Source organism: Micromonospora sp. NPDC049799, assembly GCF_040656655.1.
Lineage (GTDB): Bacteria > Actinomycetota > Actinomycetes > Mycobacteriales > Micromonosporaceae > Micromonospora.
In genome coordinates this window covers 11,850-29,480 of sequence record NZ_JBFAMU010000013.1, presented here as the reverse complement: position 1 = coordinate 29,480, position 17,631 = coordinate 11,850, and the positions used below count along the sequence as shown (strand labels likewise).

General features: G+C 72.6%; 15 protein-coding genes. 7 read left to right on the top strand and 8 right to left on the bottom strand.

What is annotated here, in order from left to right; all coding sequences use genetic code 11:
* Positions 1-210: 210 nt before the first annotated feature.
* A complete protein-coding gene (locus AB0I76_RS02825; RefSeq protein ID WP_357029013.1) occupies positions 211-1,482 on the top strand; it encodes a histidine kinase in 1,272 nt (423 codons plus the stop codon).
* Positions 1,479-2,105: a response regulator transcription factor gene (locus AB0I76_RS02820; RefSeq protein ID WP_357029010.1), complete on the top strand. Its 627-nt coding sequence runs from the start codon at positions 1,479-1,481 to the stop codon at positions 2,103-2,105. The genes AB0I76_RS02825 and AB0I76_RS02820 overlap by 4 nt, the downstream gene beginning before the upstream one ends.
* An 87-nt stretch (positions 2,106-2,192) precedes the next feature.
* Here the strand turns inward: AB0I76_RS02820 and AB0I76_RS02815 are convergent, their stop codons facing one another.
* The 5 genes from AB0I76_RS02815 to AB0I76_RS02795 form a co-directional block, all read right to left on the bottom strand.
* A complete protein-coding gene (locus tag AB0I76_RS02815) occupies positions 2,193-2,792 on the bottom strand; it encodes a TetR/AcrR family transcriptional regulator (protein ID WP_357029007.1) in 600 nt (199 codons plus the stop codon).
* 46 nt (positions 2,793-2,838) lie between these two features.
* Entirely contained in the window at positions 2,839-5,076 is a 2,238-nt protein-coding gene (locus AB0I76_RS02810; protein ID WP_357029003.1) for a molybdopterin-dependent oxidoreductase, read from the bottom strand.
* 97 nt (positions 5,077-5,173) lie between these two features.
* Positions 5,174-7,045, bottom strand: coding sequence for a transketolase (locus AB0I76_RS02805; RefSeq protein WP_357029021.1), 1,872 nt, complete (start codon positions 7,043-7,045; stop codon positions 5,174-5,176).
* A gap of 141 nt (positions 7,046-7,186) precedes the next feature.
* Entirely contained in the window at positions 7,187-9,124 is a 1,938-nt protein-coding gene (locus AB0I76_RS02800; RefSeq protein ID WP_357029000.1) for a SpoIIE family protein phosphatase, read from the bottom strand.
* A 254-nt stretch (positions 9,125-9,378) separates the two neighbouring features.
* Positions 9,379-9,741, bottom strand: a complete 363-nt coding sequence (locus tag AB0I76_RS02795; RefSeq protein ID WP_357028997.1) for an STAS domain-containing protein — start codon at positions 9,739-9,741, stop codon at positions 9,379-9,381.
* Positions 9,742-9,996: 255 nt separating this feature from the next.
* On the opposite strand from AB0I76_RS02795, the gene AB0I76_RS02790 reads away from it, so the two are divergent.
* The 5 genes from AB0I76_RS02790 to AB0I76_RS02770 all read left to right on the top strand — a co-directional run bounded on the left by AB0I76_RS02790 (position 9,997) and on the right by AB0I76_RS02770 (position 14,312).
* Positions 9,997-10,749: a GAF and ANTAR domain-containing protein gene (locus AB0I76_RS02790; RefSeq protein WP_357028994.1), complete on the top strand. Its 753-nt coding sequence runs from the start codon at positions 9,997-9,999 to the stop codon at positions 10,747-10,749.
* Between the two features lie 27 nt (positions 10,750-10,776).
* On the top strand, positions 10,777-12,021 hold the full coding sequence (locus AB0I76_RS02785) for a MalY/PatB family protein (protein ID WP_357028991.1): 1,245 nt from the start codon (positions 10,777-10,779) through the stop codon (positions 12,019-12,021).
* A 50-nt stretch (positions 12,022-12,071) separates the two neighbouring features.
* Positions 12,072-12,806, top strand: a complete 735-nt coding sequence (locus tag AB0I76_RS02780) for a hypothetical protein (protein ID WP_357028988.1) — start codon at positions 12,072-12,074, stop codon at positions 12,804-12,806.
* 78 nt (positions 12,807-12,884) lie between these two features.
* Complete coding sequence (locus tag AB0I76_RS02775) at positions 12,885-13,400, top strand: hypothetical protein (RefSeq protein ID WP_357028985.1); 516 nt, start codon at positions 12,885-12,887, stop codon at positions 13,398-13,400.
* A 78-nt stretch (positions 13,401-13,478) separates the two neighbouring features.
* Positions 13,479-14,312 (top strand): PIG-L family deacetylase, encoded by an 834-nt coding sequence (locus tag AB0I76_RS02770; protein ID WP_357028982.1) that lies wholly within the window; start codon positions 13,479-13,481, stop codon positions 14,310-14,312.
* A 38-nt stretch (positions 14,313-14,350) separates the two neighbouring features.
* Here AB0I76_RS02770 and AB0I76_RS02765 read toward each other — a convergent pair whose 3' ends face one another.
* From AB0I76_RS02765 to AB0I76_RS02755, 3 genes are read right to left on the bottom strand one after another with little or no spacing between them, the layout of a single operon-like run.
* Positions 14,351-15,706, bottom strand: a complete 1,356-nt coding sequence (locus AB0I76_RS02765) for a hypothetical protein (protein ID WP_357028979.1) — start codon at positions 15,704-15,706, stop codon at positions 14,351-14,353.
* Between the two features lie 52 nt (positions 15,707-15,758).
* The gene (locus AB0I76_RS02760) at positions 15,759-16,421 is read right to left on the bottom strand and encodes a response regulator transcription factor (RefSeq protein ID WP_357028976.1); all 663 of its coding nucleotides are present in this window, start codon (positions 16,419-16,421) and stop codon (positions 15,759-15,761) included.
* Positions 16,418-17,548: a histidine kinase gene (locus tag AB0I76_RS02755; protein WP_357028973.1), complete on the bottom strand. Its 1,131-nt coding sequence runs from the start codon at positions 17,546-17,548 to the stop codon at positions 16,418-16,420. The genes AB0I76_RS02760 and AB0I76_RS02755 overlap by 4 nt, the downstream gene beginning before the upstream one ends.
* Positions 17,549-17,631 lie beyond the last annotated feature (83 nt).

The following is a 17,631-nucleotide window of genomic DNA, read 5'->3' as shown; positions in this document are numbered from 1 at the left end:
GTCGCGACGGCGACCGCCACCGGCGTGGTCCTGGCCCGCCGCCGCAGCCCGGAACTGGCGCTGGCCGCATGACCGCCACCCTGTTCACGCTGACGTTCGCGGTGGCTGATTGCGCTGCCGGTCCTGGTGATCTACGCGATGCTGGTGATCCCGGCACTCGACCAGGTGCCGTGGTTCCTGCGCGCCGCCGGCAGCGCCTAGGCTGATCCGGTGGGGTGGGTGGGGCGACTGTTCGACACGCGGGACACGCTCGCGCGGATGCTGTTGCTCGACCTCAGCGGCGTCGGCTATCTGGTCTTCGGCACCCAGGCCGGACGTTCACCGACGGCCCTGCAGTGGTTCCTCGCGACGGTCGCGTTCGCGGTCGCGCTGGTGCTCCACCGCCGGCCGCTGGCCAACCTGCTGGTGCAGGCCGCGCTGCTGGCGGTCGCGGTCCCCGTCCTCGACGACACGACGATCAACCAGGTGGGTGCCAGCTGGGCGTTGCTCGAGGTGGCCATGCGGGCGCCCCGGCCACGCACGATCTGGCTGGCCGCTGGTCTGCTGGTCACGGTCGACCTGACCGACTCCATCGGCGACCCGTTCGGACGGGTCCTCGCCGGCGCCTTCGGGCTGCTGGTGGAGGTCGGCGTGCCGCTGCTGCTGGGCCTGGTCATCCGAACCACGCGCGAAGTCACCCGACAGGCCGAGCAGCGGGCGGCGGAGGAGCAGCGCCGGCGAGAGTCGGAGAGCCGCGCCGCCCGCGCCGACGAGCGCACCGCCATCGCCCGTGAACTGCACGACGTGGTCGCGCATCACGTGGCGTCGATGGTGCTGCGGGTCGGCGTGGCCCGGCACGTCCTCACGGACCTGCCTCCACAGGTGGGCGCGGTGTTCGACGACGTGCACGGCACGGGCACCGCGGCCTTGGCGGACCTGCGCCGGCTGGTCGCGGTCCTGCGCGACCCCGACGGGGTACGCGGTGACGCGGCGCTGACCGCGATCGAGCCGGCGGCGCTTCCGGCGGCCCTCGGCGCGGCCATCGACCGGGCCCGCCAGGCGGGTGTCACCGTGGAGGCCGACATCGACCCGGCGGTCGGTTCACTCGACGCGGTTCGGGGCCTGGCGGTGCTGCGACTGACCCAGGAGGCGCTGACCAACGTGGCCAAGCATGCCGGCACGTCCGCGCTGGCGCGCCTGTCCGTCGCCGTGGTCGACGGAGCCGTCCGATGGGAGGTCTCGGACAACGGGCGCGGACGGGTGCCGGCGGCGGTGCCGGCCGGTGGCGGCCACGGCGTCACCGGTATGCGGGAACGCGTCGACGTCCTCGGTGGTCACCTGGAGGCGGGCCCGACCGGCGAGGGTTGGCGGGTCCGCACCCTCCTCCCTGCCGCGGTCACCGCACCGACGGCTTCACCCCTCTCCCCCGCCGTCACGCCGGCCGCGTTGACGCCCCGCGCGGGCGAGACCTCGGCCGGGCCGCACGCGCCGGAGCCGGCGTGATCCGCGTCCTGCTGGTCGACGACCAGCACCTCATCCGTGCGGGTCTGCGCATGCTCTGCGACGCCCAGCCCGACATCGAGGTCGTCGGTGAGGCCGACAACGGTCGCGAGGCGATCGCCCTCGCCGCGCGGCTCGTCCCCGATGTCGTCGTCATGGACCTGCGCATGCCCGGCGTCGACGGCATCACCGCGACCAGCCGCATCCTCGCCGACCGCCCCGCCACCCGCGTCCTGGTGCTGACCACGTTCGGCGACGACGACCACCTCTATCCCGCGCTGACCGCCGGCGCCTGCGGGTTCCTGCTCAAGGACGCACCACCCGGCGACCTGCTCGACGGCGTCCGCCGGGCCGCCGCGGGCGACAGCCCGTTCAGCCAGGAGGTGCTGCAGCGCCTGGTCCAGCGCGCGGTACACGCCCGTGCCGAAGCGCCACGGCCCGCTCAGGGACTGACCACGCGCGAACAGGACGTGCTGAACCTGGTCGCCGAGGGGCTTTCCAACACGGAGATCGCCGACCGGCTCCACATCGGCGTCACCACCGTCAAGACCCACATCACCAGCCTGATGACCAAGACCGACAGCCCCAACCGGGTACGCCTCGCCCTGTTCGCCCGTGGCGCCTGAGCGGCGCCCGCGGCCGGGGTCGGGCCGGCACGGTGACGGCGATGGCGCGCTCGCAGAGGGCCCGCACGATGAGGGTTTCGATCAGGGTCAGGGGCCGGGCTCCGGGCGCAGCGAGGACAGCAGCAGGTCGGCGAAGTGGGTACCGACCTGTTGCGGGGTCAGCCGGCCGTCGCTGCGGAACCACGCGCCCAGATGGTGCACGGCGCCGAAGAAGTAGTCGACGACCAGGTCCGCCGGCACGTCGCCGCGGAAGGTCCCGGCGCGCTGGCCCTCCTCGACCAGGGAGCGGAAGCGTTCGTGGTACTCGCGGCGGGCCGCCCGCACCGCGCGCTGGCGGTCCGGCGAGAGCAGGTGCATCGACTGCAGGAACACGGTGGCGTCGTCGAGGTTGGCGATCGCGGTGACCACCACGTCCGCGGCGGCGGTGTGCAGCCGCCGCGCCACGGGCTGCGCGCCGGCCATGATGGCCTCCAGGCGCTCGCGCTGCATGCGCAGCAGCCGCTGGTAGATCTCCTGGAGCAGGTCGTCCTTGGCGGCGAAGTAGTGGTACATCGCGCCCTTGGTGACCCCGGCCGCCTCCACGATCTCCTGGACCGAGGTCTTCTCGAAGCCCTTCTCCGCGAACAGTCTGGTGGCGACCGCCAGCAGTCGCTGCGGCAGCGCCTCGCCGTCGCCCGTCCGACCCACCGGTGCCCGTCCCTCCCGGGGCCGCCTGCCGGCCCGGTGCGCCAGCCTACGCAGGTGCCGCCGGTGCGGCGGGCTCGACGCGCACCGGGATGCCGTTGAGCACGACGTTGCCCGACAGGGGGTCGACCGCCGTCTCGTCGGTGAGCACGTTGCTGTTGACGCCGGCATGCGCGCGCGCCACCGACTGGCGGGTGCCCGGCACGTCGTGGCCCCACCCGTGGGGCAGACTCACCACGCCCGGCATGGTGTCGGCGGTCACCTCCACCGCGACGACGACCGATCCGACCCGCGACGAGACGCGCGCGGCTTGCCCGGTGGCCAGCCCGAGCGTCGCCGCGTCGTCGGGATGCACCTGCAGCGTGCACCGGTCCCGGCCCTTGACCAGCGCCGGCACGTTGTGCATCCAACTGTTGTTCGACCGCAGGTGGCGGCGGCCGACGAGGACGAAGCCCTCCGGCGACGCGTCGCGGGCCTCGCGCAGCCGGGCCACGTCGGCCGCGATCGGCGACGGGCACAGGTCGACGGCTCCGGTCGGTGTGCGCAGCACCTCCGGCAGCCGCGGTCGCAGCGGTCCCAGGTCGACACCGTGCGGGTGGTCGAGCAGCCGGGTCAGGGACAGCCCGTCCGGTCGCTGTCCGAACAGGTCGCCGTACGCGCCGAACCGCAGTCGCGCGTCGAGCAGGCGTTCGGCCGGCCCGTTTCCGGCGACCAGCGACCGCAGCTCACCCGCCGGCCGGCCCAGTCCCTCGGCCGCCTCGGCGAGCACCTGGCCGAGCATCTGCTCGTGCAGCACCGCGGGGTCGGCGTCGGCGCCCTGCCCGGCGGCGATCAGCGTGAGCCGGGCGAGGATCTCGCACTCGTCGGGGACGTCGGGATCCAGTGGCAGCGCGGGCGGCGAGTAGCTCGCCACGTTGCGCACGGCCAGGGTGAGGAACGCGAAGTCGTAGTGTCCCGAGCGGGCGGGGTCGGGCGGCGGCAGCACCACGTCGGCGTGCCGGGTGGTCTCGTTCAGGTACGGATCGACGCTGACCATGAAGTCGAGCGAGCCGAGCGCGCGGTCCAGCCGTTCGCTGTTCGCCGTGGACAGGACCGGGTTGCCGGCAACGGTGATCAACGCCCGGACCTGGCCCTTCCCCGGCGTCTCGACCTCGTCGGCCAGCGTGGCGACCGGCAGCTCGCCCTTGACCTCGGGCAGTCCCCGCACCCGGCTGGCCCAGCGTCCGGTGCGGAAGCCCTTGCCCGGGCCGCTGGCGCGGACGCGTTGGTGGGCGGCGAGGGGGAACATCGCCCCGCCGGGCCGGTCGAGGTTGCCGGTCAGGATGTTGACCACGTCGACGAGCCAGCTGGTGAGGGTTCCGAACTCGACGGTGCAGGTGCCGATGCGCCCGTACACGGCGGCCGTGGGGGCGGCCGCGAGCTCGCGGGCGAGCTCGCGGATGCGCGACGCCGGCACCGCGCACCGGTGGGCCACCCGCTCGGGGGCGAACGCCGCGGCCAGTTCCCGGACGTCGTCGAGACCGGTGACGTGCTCCGCCAGCCGGCCGAGCCGCACGAGGTCCTCGTCGAAGAGGGTGTGCACGACGGCGAAGAGCAGCAACGCGTCGGTGCCGGGTCGGATGGGCACGTGCTCGTCGGCGGCGGCCGCCGTACGGGTGCGGCGGGGGTCGACGACCAGGAACCGGCCGCCGCGCGCCTGCAGCGCCCGCAGCCGGCCGGGGAAGTCCGGCGCGGTGCAGAGGCTGCCGTTGGACTCCCAGGGATTGGCGCCGAGCAGGACGAGCAGGTCGGTGCGGTCGAGGTCGGGCACCGGGATGGCGTTCGGGTCGCCGAACAGGTAGCCCGAGGAGACGTGCTTGGGCATCTGGTCGACGGTGCTGGCGGAGAAGACGTTGCGGGTGTTGAGCGACCGGACGAGCGGGCCCACGTAGAGCCCGCCGGCCATCGTGTGCACGTTGGGATTGCCGAGGTACACCGCGACCGCGTCGCGGCCGCCGGCCCGGGCGGCGTTCAGCCCGGCCTCGACGGCGGCGAACGCCTCGTCCCAGCCGACCTCGCGCAGCGTGCCGTCCACGCGCAGCAGCGGCCGACGCAGGCGGTCGGGGTCGGCGAGGAGCTGCGGGAACGCGGCCCCCTTCGGGCAGACGAAGCCATGGCTGAAGACGTGCTCGCGGTCGCCGCGGGCATGCGTGACCCGGTCGTCGGCGATGGTCAGGGTCAGGCCGCAGGTGGCCTCGCAGAGGGGACAGGTGCGGTACGCCGTGCGCGTCGCGGTCGTTCCGGGCATCGCGGGGGCCCTTCCGGTGGGATACCGACTGGTCGGTATGGTGACACGCCGCCCGGACGGCTGTCACCCCCCGCTGCCGCCACCGGCGGCAGTCACGTCAGCCGCGCTGCGCAGTCGAGGCGCGCGCCGCCGCGACGATGGCGCTCACCCCGATGCCGGCCTCGTCCATCAACTGGGCCGGCTTACCCGAGGTGGGTAGCCCGCGCACCGCCAGGTGTGCCACGCGCAGCGGCTCGGCGACGTCGGCCAGCGACTCGAGGACCGCGGAGCCCAGGCCGCCCTCCGGGTAGTGGTCCTCGACCACCACCAGCCGGCCCCCGGTGACCCGGACAGCCTCGATCAACCGCTCCCGGTCCAGCGGCTTCACCGAGTAGAGGTCGATGACCCGGGCGTTGATCCCCTCGCGCGCCAGTTCGTCGGCGGCGGCGAGGCAGTTGTGCACCGTCACCCCCGCTCCGATCAGCGCGACATGATCGTCGTCGCCGCCGCGGAGCAGTTTGCTGCCACCCACCGGGAAGGTGTCGTCGTTGTCGTAGAGGACGGGGTACCCGCCCCGGGTGGTGCGCAGGTAGGTGACACCCCTGCGGTCGACCATCTGGGCGACGAGGGCGACGCAGGACACGGCGTCGCTGGGATACAGGACCGTGGACCCCTGCACCGCGCGCATGGCCGCCAGGTCCTCCAGCCCCATCTGCGAGGGACCGTCCGCCCCGATCTCCACGCCCGCGTGGGACCCCGCCAGGGCGATGTCCGCCCGGGAGACGGCCGCCATCCGGACGAAGTCGTACGCGCGGGAGAAGAAGGCGGCGAAGGTCGATGCGAACGGCCGGTACCCGCGTACCTGGAGCCCGACCGCCGCGGCGACCATCTGCTGTTCGGAGATGAACATCTCGAAGTACCGGTCGGAGTGGGCCTCGGCGAACCGGTCGGCACGGGTGGAGTCACTGACCTCGCCGTCCAGGGCGACCACGTCCGGCCGCGACCCCACCGCGCGCAGCGCGTCACCGTACGCGTTCCGCGTGGCGACCTTCGCGCCCCTGTCGTACCGGGGCAGCACCGGCGGCTGGCCCGTGGGCGTGGTGGCCGACGGTGCGGGATCCGGCCGCGGCGTCGCCACGCGGATCTGGCGGACCCCGCCGAGAGCGTCGACGGCTCGCTCGGCCATCTCCGGTTCCAGTTGCTTGCCGTGCCATCCCGGCTGGTTCTCGATCTCCGGCACGCCCCTGCCCTTGACCGTCCGGGCGAGCACCACCGTGGGGCCCGTCGCCTGCCGGGCGCGGCCCAACGCCTCGTCGACGGCGACCAGGTCGTGGCCGTCGACGACGAGCGCCTGGCAGCCGAACGCCTCGACCCGCCGACGGTAGGTGTCCAGGTCCCACTCCAACTCGGTCGGTCCCCGCTGCCCGAACCGGTTCACGTCGACGATCGCGGTGAGGTTGTGCAGCCCGTAGTGGCCGGCCTTGTCCAGCGCCTCCCAGACGGAGCCCTCGGCCATCTCGCTGTCGCCGCACAGCACCCACACCCGGAATGGCAGACGATCGAGGTACCGGCCGGCGAGCGCGATCCCGACGCCGACGGGCAGCCCCTGACCGAGCGAGCCAGTCGCGACGTCCACCCAGGGCAGCGCCGGCGTGGGGTGTCCCTGCAGGCGCGATCCGAACTGGCGGTAGGTCTCGACCAGTTCCTGGTCGGTGATCGCACCGGCGGCCTTGAAGACCGCGTACAACAGCGGCGAGGCATGGCCCTTGGAGAAGATCAGATGGTCGTTGGCGCGACCGCGGGGGTCCGCCCAGTCGTACCGCAGGTGCCGGGACATCAGCACCGCGAGCAGGTCGGCGGCGGAGAGGCTGGAGGTCGGATGCCCCGATCCGGCTCTGGTGCTGCACCGGATCGAGTCCACCCGGAGCTGGGCGGCGAGCTCCGCCAGTTGGGTGAGGTCCTCCGCGCGCAGGGTGCGCTCAGCTTCCATCGTCACCGGCATCGCCTTTCGCGCCACGCTCGTCACGGGCAGCCCACCCGGTACGGGCCCGTCCCGCCTCACCGCTGCGGCAGCTTCCGCTGACCGCCTCCGCAGTCAACGTAGCCAGGAAGGCGGCACGTCGTCGGCGCTTCAGTGGGTCTGGGTGCCACTCCCAGGGGAATCAGCCAGAAGGTCGCGCAGTCCGGTCAGTTGCAGGACACCGTGGGCGGGGCTGTGCGGGCTCGCGGTGACGTGCAGCTCGGTGATGGCGCGGGTGACCTCGTGCAGGATCTGAACGCCGGTGCTGGTCAGGTGGGTGACAGCGGTGAGGTCGATGGTGATCGGAAGGCTGCCGCCCCGGCTTGTCTGCATGATCGCGGCGCGAAGCCGAGGGCCGGTGGCCAGGTCTACCGGGCCCTGTACGCGCAGTGTCCGGCCCGTCGGGGTCTCGATGACGGCCAGCGCGAACTCGTCGACCACGACGGGCTGCTTGTGGGGGCCGGCGGCCTGGGCGGTGGCCACGGTGCTGACGTCGGTGGCCCGGCCGACGTGATGGCGCATGCTGACGGTGGTGCCGGCTTCGGTGTGCCTGACCTCCACACGGTCGACGAGTCCCCGGATCATGGTCAGTCCGCGACCGCGACCGCCCGGGTCGTGGACCGGGGGCCGCCACTGTCCCTGATCGGTGCAGGTGAGATGGACGACGCCCTGCTCGTCCAGCCGGGCGCGCATCGTGAATGCCCCCGACGTACCGCTTCCGTAGGCGTGGTCGATGGCATTCGTGGCGGCCTCGCCTGCGGCGTGAATGAGGTCGCTGACGTCCTGCTCCCGGCCACCGATCCGATTGAGCCAGCCGCGCAGGTGCTGACGCATCGGGCGCAGCGCTGTCGGGTCGGCGGGAAGAGTGAGGTGAAGGGGCGCGACGGGCTCCGGCAGAAGGTGGGCGGCCAGGAGCGTGGTGTCGTCGCCGAAGCCGCCCCCGGCCAGGGCGAGACGTTCCGTGACCAGGGTGCAGATTCGATCGGGTAGTCGGTCCGGCAGCGTGGTGTCCTCGTCGACCACGTCGCGCCGAGCTGCCGCCGCGGCGGTGGCCAGGGCACCGGCGCTGTCGTGCAGGCTCTGTCGTGGCCGCTCGATGAGGCCGTCGGTGTAGAGCAGCAGAACATCGCCGCCCGCCAGGCGGAAGGTGTGGACCGGGGCGGGACCGGCTCCCGTGCCGAGTGGTCCCGCGGGCGTCAGAGGCAGGTACCGGCTGTCGCCCGCGGCGTCGATCACCAGCGGCGGTGGGTGTGCGTGGCTGGCCACCTCGAGTGCGCCCGTGGTGGGGTCGAGCACGGCGACGCAGGTGGTGGCCGCTCGGGTCGTGGTGGCCTGGGCCGCGAAGGCGTTCAGGACGCTCAGCACGTGCGGCAGGCTGCCGTCGGACTGCAACGCCTGCCGGGTGACGGTGCGGAGTTGACCCATCGCCGCAGCCGCCTGCGCACCGTGCCCGACCACGTCGCCGACGGTCAGTGCGAGCCGCCCGTCGGGCAGGGGAACGACGTCGAACCAGTCCCCGCCGGCGACGAGGTCGTTGCCCGCGACGAGGTAGTGAGCGGCGACCTGAACGCGGGGCAGGACGGGCAGCACGTCGGGCAGGAGGCTGCGCTGCAACTCCAGGATCAGACCAGCGGCTTGGCGGTAGCGGCGTTCGGCGGTGGCGGCGGCGGCTTCGGCGGCCCGCCGGGCGGCCACCACGGGCGTGGCGTCGACAGCCTGCACGATCACCCCGCGGACCGAGCCGTCCGGGTTGCGCCACGGCGCCATGTCGAAGGTGTAGAACGCCTCGGTCAACCGGCCGTCGCCGTCACGGTCGGTCAGGACGCGCTGCTCGTAGCCGTGCGAACGTACGCCCTGAAGGGCCTGGTCGAGGAGTTCGAAGATGTGCTGACCTGCCAGTTCGGGTACCGCTTGCCTGAAGGGTTCGCCGATCAGACCGCTGCGGTTGCCGACGGCCGCTCGCACCGCCGGATTCGCGGCGACGACCCGCAGCTCGGGACCTTCGAAGATCCACACGAATCCGGGCAGGTCCTCGAAAGCGTCGACCACCGCCTCAGGGTCGCCGGAAGACCAGCGAGGTTCATGCGGACGCACCATTGGTGTTACCCCTAACCCGGCGTGGCTAGCAGCACCTTGCCATTTCCACCCTCATTACGCCAATCCGTTGCATCGCGCTTGCGGGAAACGGGGCGTGGATTGCCGGACCGGGATGAGCGCCAGCGGGGTTTGGGTTGATCAACTGCTGGGTAGATCGAGCGGGCCAGCAACGGGTACGACCCGACAGACGTGGAGGGAAAGGCAGGTCAGTCCGTGGTGAATTCGGGCCGCAGGCCGACCAGGTCGAGGACGGTGACGGTGATCCGGGACGGCTCGCGCAGCACCAGCGTGCATCCGCCCGAGGCGACCCGCCCGCGCACCGTCAGCAGCGCCGTGATCCCGGCGGCGCTGAAGAAGTCCACGCCGCTCATGTCGAGCACCAGCACCGGGGGCGGTTGGCCGGCCATCACGCCGTCCACGAGGTCGACGAGCAGGCCGACGGTGTCCATGTCGAGTGGCCCGCGGACGCTCAGCACCGTCGCCGGGCCTTCCCGTGCGACCGCGAGGGACAGAGTCGACCGGCGGGGGGTCCCCCGCACCGCCCGGGATGGCGCCTGATGGACGGACATGAGCTGCTCCTCGGTGAGGATGTCGGGACCGGGTCGGCGCTCGGCCCGCCGTCGGCGGGTGGCACTGGTCCTGGGCTCATGTCCGAACCCACGTCGACCCTAGCCTGCTCCCGCCCGATCCGCACCCTGCCCCTCGGGCAGCGCGGGCCCGCCGGCGACGAATCGCACTGCCCGGCGGCTCCTCCGGGGAGCGGGCCAGGACAATCCTCATCTTCGGTGGAACAACGGACACATGGTTTTCAGGAGGTGGCGGTGGTGTCCGACGCTGCTGAATCGCACCTTGCCTCGGCGTACGGCCGGCTGTTGACCCTGCTCGCGGATTCGCTGCACGTCGACCTGTTCCTCGACCAGGTCGTCCGGGTGGCCGCGGAGGTCGTCACTCCCGCGGTGGCCTGCGGGCTGACCATGCGCCGGGACGGCGGCGCCTTCACCGTCGCCAGCAGTGGCGACCTCGCCGCGAAGGGCGACGAGATCCAGTACGGCGCCGACGAGGGGCCCTGTCTCGAAGCCCTGCGCCGTGGACGGGTCGTCGAGGTCGACGACCTGCGCGCGGACCGCCGCTGGCGCCGCTACCGGGAACACGCGCTGCGGCTCGGCATCGTCAGCTCGCTGTCGCTGCCGATGACGGTCGACCGGGAGACCGTCGGGGCGTTGAACCTCTACGCCACCGAGCCCGGAGCCTTCACCGAGAAGGCACGCCGGAACGCCGTGGCGTTCGCCGACCAGGGGACGGCGGCGCTGGCCATCATCCTCCGCCAGGCCGACCAGGCGCTGTTGCACCAGCAGCTCACCGACGCGATGGCCTCCCGCAGCGTCATCGACCAGGCCCTCGGGGTGCTGATGGGCCAACAACGGTGCACCGCCACGGAGGCTTTCGCCCTGCTCCGGGCGGCGTCGCAGCGCCGTAACCGCAAACTGCGCGACGTCGCTGTGGAGATCATCACGCAGGTCACCGGCGAGTCCCCGCACCCGGCGCCCCGGTTCGTGACGCCCCGCCAGCAGTCGTGACCAGCGCGGCGGCCTAGGGTGGGCGGCATGGCAAGCCCGGCCCCCGTCGCCGACGGATCCGCGGACCAGAACCCCCTCACCCGGCTGACACTGGACGAACTCCGTCAGCGCACCAGCGTGAAGTGGCGCATGCACCCGCCCGACGTGCTCCCCCTCTGGGTCGCGGAGCTGGACGTACCCCTCGCTCCCCCGGTTGGCGACGCCCTGCACCGCGCGATCGACCTCGGTGACACCGGGTACGCGCACGGCACGGCGTACGCGGAGGCGGTCGGCGACTTCGCCGCCCGGCGCTGGGGCTGGAACGGCTTCCGCGCCGACCACACGACGGTCGTACCGGACGTGATGATGGGCATCGTCGAGGTCCTCCGGCTCGTGACCGATCCCGGAGACGCCGTGGTGGTCTGCTCCCCCGTGTACCCGCCCTTCTACGCCTTCGTGGCTCACGCCGGCCGACAGGTGATCGAGGCACCGCTCGGGCCGGACCTGCGGATGGACCCGGCCGCCCTCGACGAGGCCTTCCGCCGGGCCCGGTCCTGCGGCCGCCGGCCGGCGTTCCTGATGTGCAACCCGCACAACCCGACCGGCACGGTCCACCGCCGCGACGAACTCGAGGCCGTCGCCACACTGGCCGACCAGCACGGCCTGCGGGTGATCTCCGACGAGATCCACGCCCCCCTGGTGCTCCCCGGGGCGCACTTCACGCCGTACCTCACCGTGGCCGGTGCGGAGAACGCCTTCGCCCTGGTCTCCGCCTCGAAGGCGTGGAACCTCGCCGGCCTCAAGGCGGCGCTCGCCGTCGCCGGGCCGCGGGCCGCCGCGGACCTCGACCGCATGCCGGAAGAGGTCGGCCACGGGCCGAGCCACCTGGGCGTCGTCGCGCACACCGCCGCGTTCCGCGCCGGCGGACCGTGGCTCGACCTCCTCCTCGACGGCCTCGACGCCAACCGCACGCTCCTGCGGACGCTGCTGGCCACGCACCTCCCGTCGGTCACGTACCACCGCCCCGAGGGCACCTACCTGGCCTGGCTGGACTGCACGAGGCTGGGCATCGACACCGGGCAGCCGGGCGGCGGACCCGGCGTGGCCAGTGACGTCGCCGGGCCCGCGAAGATGTTCCTCGACCGCGCGCGGGTCGCCCTCAGTTCCGGGCACGTCTTCGGCACCGGCGGGGCGGGCTTCGTGCGCCTCAACTTCGGCACCTCGCCGACGATCCTCACCGAGGCCGTCACCCGCATGGGCCGGGCGGTCGACGCGCACCGGTCGGCGGGATGAACCGTCACGGGGCATTGCCCTGCGACATCGCCCACGGCACCATGATCAGAATGACCGAACGCCTGGACTGGGTGGACCGCTACGTCGCTGGTGAACGAGACCAGGTCTGGCATGAGATGAGACAGCTGGGCAGTCGCGTCCGTGACGCAGCGTTCGCCTCAGAGGCGCAGGCGGTATGCGACGAGATGGCCGGGCTCGCGCGGAGCAACATCGAGACGCTGATCTCGCGCCTGCGCCAGCAGGGCTACCGATTCCACAAGAACGACGACGACCAGACTCCGACCGAGCCGTACGCGGCACCTGGACCTCAGGCAGAAGAGCACCTTCGCTGGTTGGAGGAGCGTCTCGGCCCGCTCCCGATGGCGCTGTCGTCGTGGATCCGCATCGTCGGCGACGTGTGGCTGGTCGGGACGCACCCGGAGTGGACCGGTTCCGCAGCGGCCGACCCGCTCGTGCTGGAAGTAGCAGGTTCGCGCTACGACGACGGCGACATCCGGGAGTACTTCGCAGGAGAGATCGAGGCCTGGCAGGAGGAGCAGGACGAGCCGTTCGTGCTTCCCCTTGCGCCCGACCACTTCCACAAGGACAACGTGAGCGGAGGTGCCCCCTACGGCATCCTTCTTCCTGATGCGTGCGCCGACGCTCACTTCGTTGGTGAGGCCGGTATGCCTTTCGTGTCCTACCTGAACTGGGTGTTTCAGTATGGGGGCTTTCCGCGACCGACGGGCGACCAGGCGCAGTGGCGAGTCACCTACCAGCTGCGAAAAGACCTCCACCGCCTCTGACGAGGCGCGGCGTGACTCCGTCACGGGTTCGCTCCAACCGCAGGCTCGGCGGATCGCCGTGAACCAGACTTCGATTTGATGGGAAGCCCCGTGCGCCGCTGGATGTCCGTCCTAACCCTGACCGTGCTGCTCGCCGGTTGCGGTGCCGGCGAACAGGTCGAGCCCCGAGCGTCGACGCCGGTCTGGCAGAGCGCCGCGCCGACCACCCCGGCCGCGCTGACGCCCGCCGAGGCGAAGAGCCGCTACCTGGCGATCGTGGCGCCGTACAACATCGCGTTGGAAGAGCTGGAGGACGCGGCCAACGCCGGGAAGCCGTGGCGGACGGTCCGGACGCTGGCCGCCGAGGTGGCCCGGACGAACGCGGCGCACGCGGTCGAGCTGCGCGAGGCGGTCTGGCCGGCGGAGGTACGGGCGCCGATGGCCGCACTCCTCAAGGAGAACGACGTCGCGCTACGGCACTGGCGGCGGGCCGGCGAGGCGGCGGACGCCGACGCGCTGATGCGGGAGATCCGAGCCGCAGCGGCGCACAGTGGCGCCACGGAGGCCGGCCGGGTGCGGACCGCCCTGGGGCTGCCCGCGTACCGGGAGGGCTGACCTTGGGTGGGATCGTCGCCGGGGTACGGCGGCGTCCGCGGGTCCGCGCGGACGCGACGACCCTCGTAGGGTGACGGCATGGCTGAGCGATCTCTGACGTTGATGGCGGTGCACGCCCACCCCGACGACGAGGCGACGAGCACCGGTGGTGTCCTTGCCCGCTACGCGGCGGAAGGGATCTCGACAGTGCTGGTGACCTGCACCGACGGGCGATGTGGCGACGGTCCTGGCGGGGTCAAGCCCGGCGACCCGGGGCACGAGCCGGCCGCCGTGGTGGCGATGCGCCAGGAGGAACTGGAGGCCAGCTGCGCGGCGTTGAAGGTCACCCACCTGGAGACGCTCGGCTACGCCGATTCCGGGATGATGGGCTGGCCGACCAACGACCTGCCCGGCGCGTTCTGGACGACCCCGGTGGCGGAGGCGGCGGACCGGCTGGCGGAGCTGATCCGGCGGCACCGCCCGGACGTGGTCGTCACGTATGACGAGAACGGCTTCTACGGCCATCCGGACCACATCCAGGCCCACCGGATCACCATGGCCGCCGTCGCGATGACGGACATCCCCGCGAAGGTGTACTGGACCACCGTGCCGCGCTCGGCGTTCGAGGAGTTCGGCCGGGTCATGAAGGAGATCGGCGTCGAGTGGGCCGAGCCGGACGCGGCGTCGGCGGATCAGGTGCCGCAGCTCGGTCTGCCCGACGACGAGATCACCACCTGGGTGGACACGAGCAGCTACGGCGCCCAGAAGTTCGACGCGTTGGCCACGCACGCCAGCCAGACCGAGAACATCTTCTTCCTGCAGCTGGGCAGGGAGCGGTTCACCGAGCTGATGGGCATGGAGACCTTCGTCCGGGTCCGCGACACCACCGGCGCGCCGGTACCCGAGAACGACCTGTTCGCCGGCCTGCGCTGACTCGTATCGGGTGGGGGCGAGCAGGAGCACCGGCAGCGTCAGTCCGCGGCACCCCGGACGTGCTTGACGCAGTCGGCGTGGAGGGTGGACCAGGGCACGTCGAAGATCTCGTCGGACGTCTGCCGCGGGATCCGACGGTCGTGGATCACCGCCTTGACGAAGGCGAAGACCCGCTCCTCGCCGAACCGTTCGACGAGGTATCGGACGGCGAGGTACGCGATCCCGTAGCTACCGACCACCCGCGCGTCCGGGGTGTCGTCGGTGGGTGCGAGGGTGTCGAGCTTCCCGTCCCAGCCGCGCTTGACCAGCCGCCGCGTCTCGGTCAGCCCGTTGTACCGACCCACTGTGGCGGCGTACTCGGCCAGCCCTTCCGTCAGCCACCACGTCGAGTCGTCCAGACCGTCGTGGTCGGGCAGCGAGGCGACGTGGGTCAGCTCGTGCCGCAGCAGCTCACCCAGCCCGGCGGCGGTGTACCTGTCGTGCCTGACCACGACCTCGTGGTCGCCGCCGAGGCCGATGGCGTACCCGGCGACCCACTCCGGTTGCTCGCCGCCGTACCAGCGTTTCCACTCCTTGGGGCCGGCGTAGTAGACCCGGTACCGGTCCGGTCGGTCGCCGGTCACGACGTACTGATCGGCGGTCCGCGCCGCCGCCTCGGCCCGCGCCAGCAGGTCCGGCAAGTGCCGGCGGAACGCGGGGGTCGTCGCCACGAGCGTGCGCCTGCCCACCGCCACGACCATGTTGCTGATCTCCCAGGGCAAGGCACCAGCCTGTACGGTCCCCCGGCCGGCCAGCTGCGGCACGGGCTCGGACTGCGCCAGTTCGAGCAGGCGCGGCTCCGCTCCGCCGTCGCGCCACCGCGTCTCGGCGAGCACAGAGCTGGGCCGGCGGCAGTCCGGCACCGCGAAGCAGTACCGGAACTCCACCGACAGCCGCCACTCACCCGGTCGTCCGGCCTCGGTGGGCAGGCCCTTCGGCCGGCCCTGCCAGTCGCTCACCCGCAGCGCCCGCAGCGTGGCGAACCGGCGGCGGAGGTTGGCGTGCACGGCCGGTTCCGCGATCGCCAGGAACGCGGCCTGGTCTCCGCTGAGCAGCGCGCCGGACTGCCGATCCAGCTGCACGGTGATCCGCTCCGCGAGCTTCCGAGCGGCGCGGGTGGTCGGGTTCTCCGCCGGTGCCGCGATCCGCGCGAGCGTCGCGTCGGTCCCGCGGACCGCACCGGCCGGCAGCACCGTCGACGCGCCGCCGGCGAGCAGCAGCAGGACCACGACGAACGCCGTCCACAACGGCCAGCGCCGGCGAGGTCGCCGGTCGGGCAGCGGATACGGCGCCAGCCCGGTCCCGGCGGGCGTGGTCGGCGGGTGGTCGTCGGCCACAGGCTCCCCGTACGTCACGCAGCGAAGGGTACGGCTGCGCCGCCACGCGTCCTCCCCGGGGCTGCCCATGTCAGCGGTTGCGGGGGGATACCAGGCCGCATTCGTAGGCGAGGACCACGAGCTGGGCGCGGTCGCGGGCACGGAGCTTGACCATGGCCCGGTTGACGTGGGTCTTCGCGGTCAGTGGGCTGATCACCATACGGTCGGCGATCTGGTCGTTGGACAGGCCCTGCGCGACCAGGACGACGGCCTCACGTTCGCGGTTGGTCAGCCCCTCCAGGCCCGGGCCGGCGGCCGGGTGGAGCGGCTCGGAGACGTACCGGTCGATCAGCTTGCGGGTGATCGACGGCGCGAGCAGCGCGTCGCCGCGCGCGGCGACACGGATGGCGTGGAGGAAGTCTTCCGGCTCGATGTCCTTGACGAGGAAACCGGCCGCGCCGGCGCGCAGCGCGTCGAAGACGTGTTCGTCGAGCCCGTAGTTGGTCAGGATGACGACGTGCACCCGGGCCAGGGCCGGGTCCGCGGCGATGCGCCGGGTCGTCTCGATGCCGTCCATGACCGGCATCTGGATGTCGACGAGCGCGATGTCGGGCAGGTGTTCCCGGACGAGAGCCAGGCCCTCCCTGCCGTCGGCGGCCTCGGCCACCACCTCGATGTCGTCCTCGACGTCGAGGAGCGCGCGGAAGCCGCTGCGAAGGAGCGGCTGGTCGTCGACCAGCAGGACACGGATCATGATGTTCGGCCCACGGGAAGTTCGGCGTGGACGGTGAAGCCGCCCTCGTGCCGTGGTTCGGCGCGCAGCCGACCGCCGAGGGCCGTGACGCGCTCGCGCATCCCGAGCAGTCCGACGCCGGGCACCGGGGCGGTGTCCGGCATGGCCGTGCCGTCGTCCTCGACGCGGATGGCCAGCGCGTCCGGACGGTAGTCGATCCGGATCGACGCGGTGACGGCGGAGGCGTGACGGGCGATGTTGGTCAGCGACTCCTGCACGATCCGGTACGCGGTCCGGTCCACCGCGGCCGGCACGTCGTGTCGCTGTCCTTCGACCGTCAACGTCGCGTCCAGGCCGGTCGCGCGGGCCCGTTCCACGAGTTCCGGGAGGTGGTCGAGCCCGTGCGGCGGGGCCTTGCCGTCGTCGCGCAGCGCCTCCAGGGTCGCTCGCAGCTCCCGGGTCGCCTCACGACCGGCCTCCCGGATCGCCAGCAGGGCCTCCGGGACCTCCTCCCCACGCTTGCGGGCCAGGTGGACGGCGACCTCGGCCTGCACCTTGATGATCGAGATCTGGTGGGTGAGCGTGTCGTGCAACTCCCGCGCGATGTGCAGCCGCTCGTCGTCGGCGCGACGGCGCGCGGTCTCCTCTCGGGTGCGCTCGGCTTCGTCCGCCCGCCGCTCGGCCTGCCGCAGCGCTTCACCCGCGGCACCGGCGGCGACCAGCCAGGCCAGCTCGAGGGCGCCCCTTCCCCGTGCGAGCGCCTCGCTCACGGACATGTCCTGCGGCAGGGTGAGAGCCGCGAGCGGAAGAGCGGCCAGCATCAGCACAGCCGCCACGACCGTGACGCCGCGGTGGCCCGCGCGCACGGCGGCGTACACCGCGAACAGGAACGCGACGGCGGGCACGTCGAAACCGACCGCCTGGTAGCCCACCGCGCAGAGCCCGGTGACGGCCAGGACGGGCACCGGGGCCCGGCGGCGCGCGGACAGCGCCAGACCACCCGCCACCAACAGGGTGTAGCCGAGCAGGTCGAGGTCCGTGGCGACGTGTTTCCCGGACAGCGCGGCGACCAGCAGCGTCGCTGCGACGCCAACGGCGATGGCCCCATCTCTGACGCCGGCCGGAACGCCGACCCGTCCTGTGTACACAAGCGCACCCTAGCCAGGTTCGGCCGCGGGCGACTCCTCCTGGCTGACGAGCCGCTGCCTACCGCACACGCGGTACCTCCCCG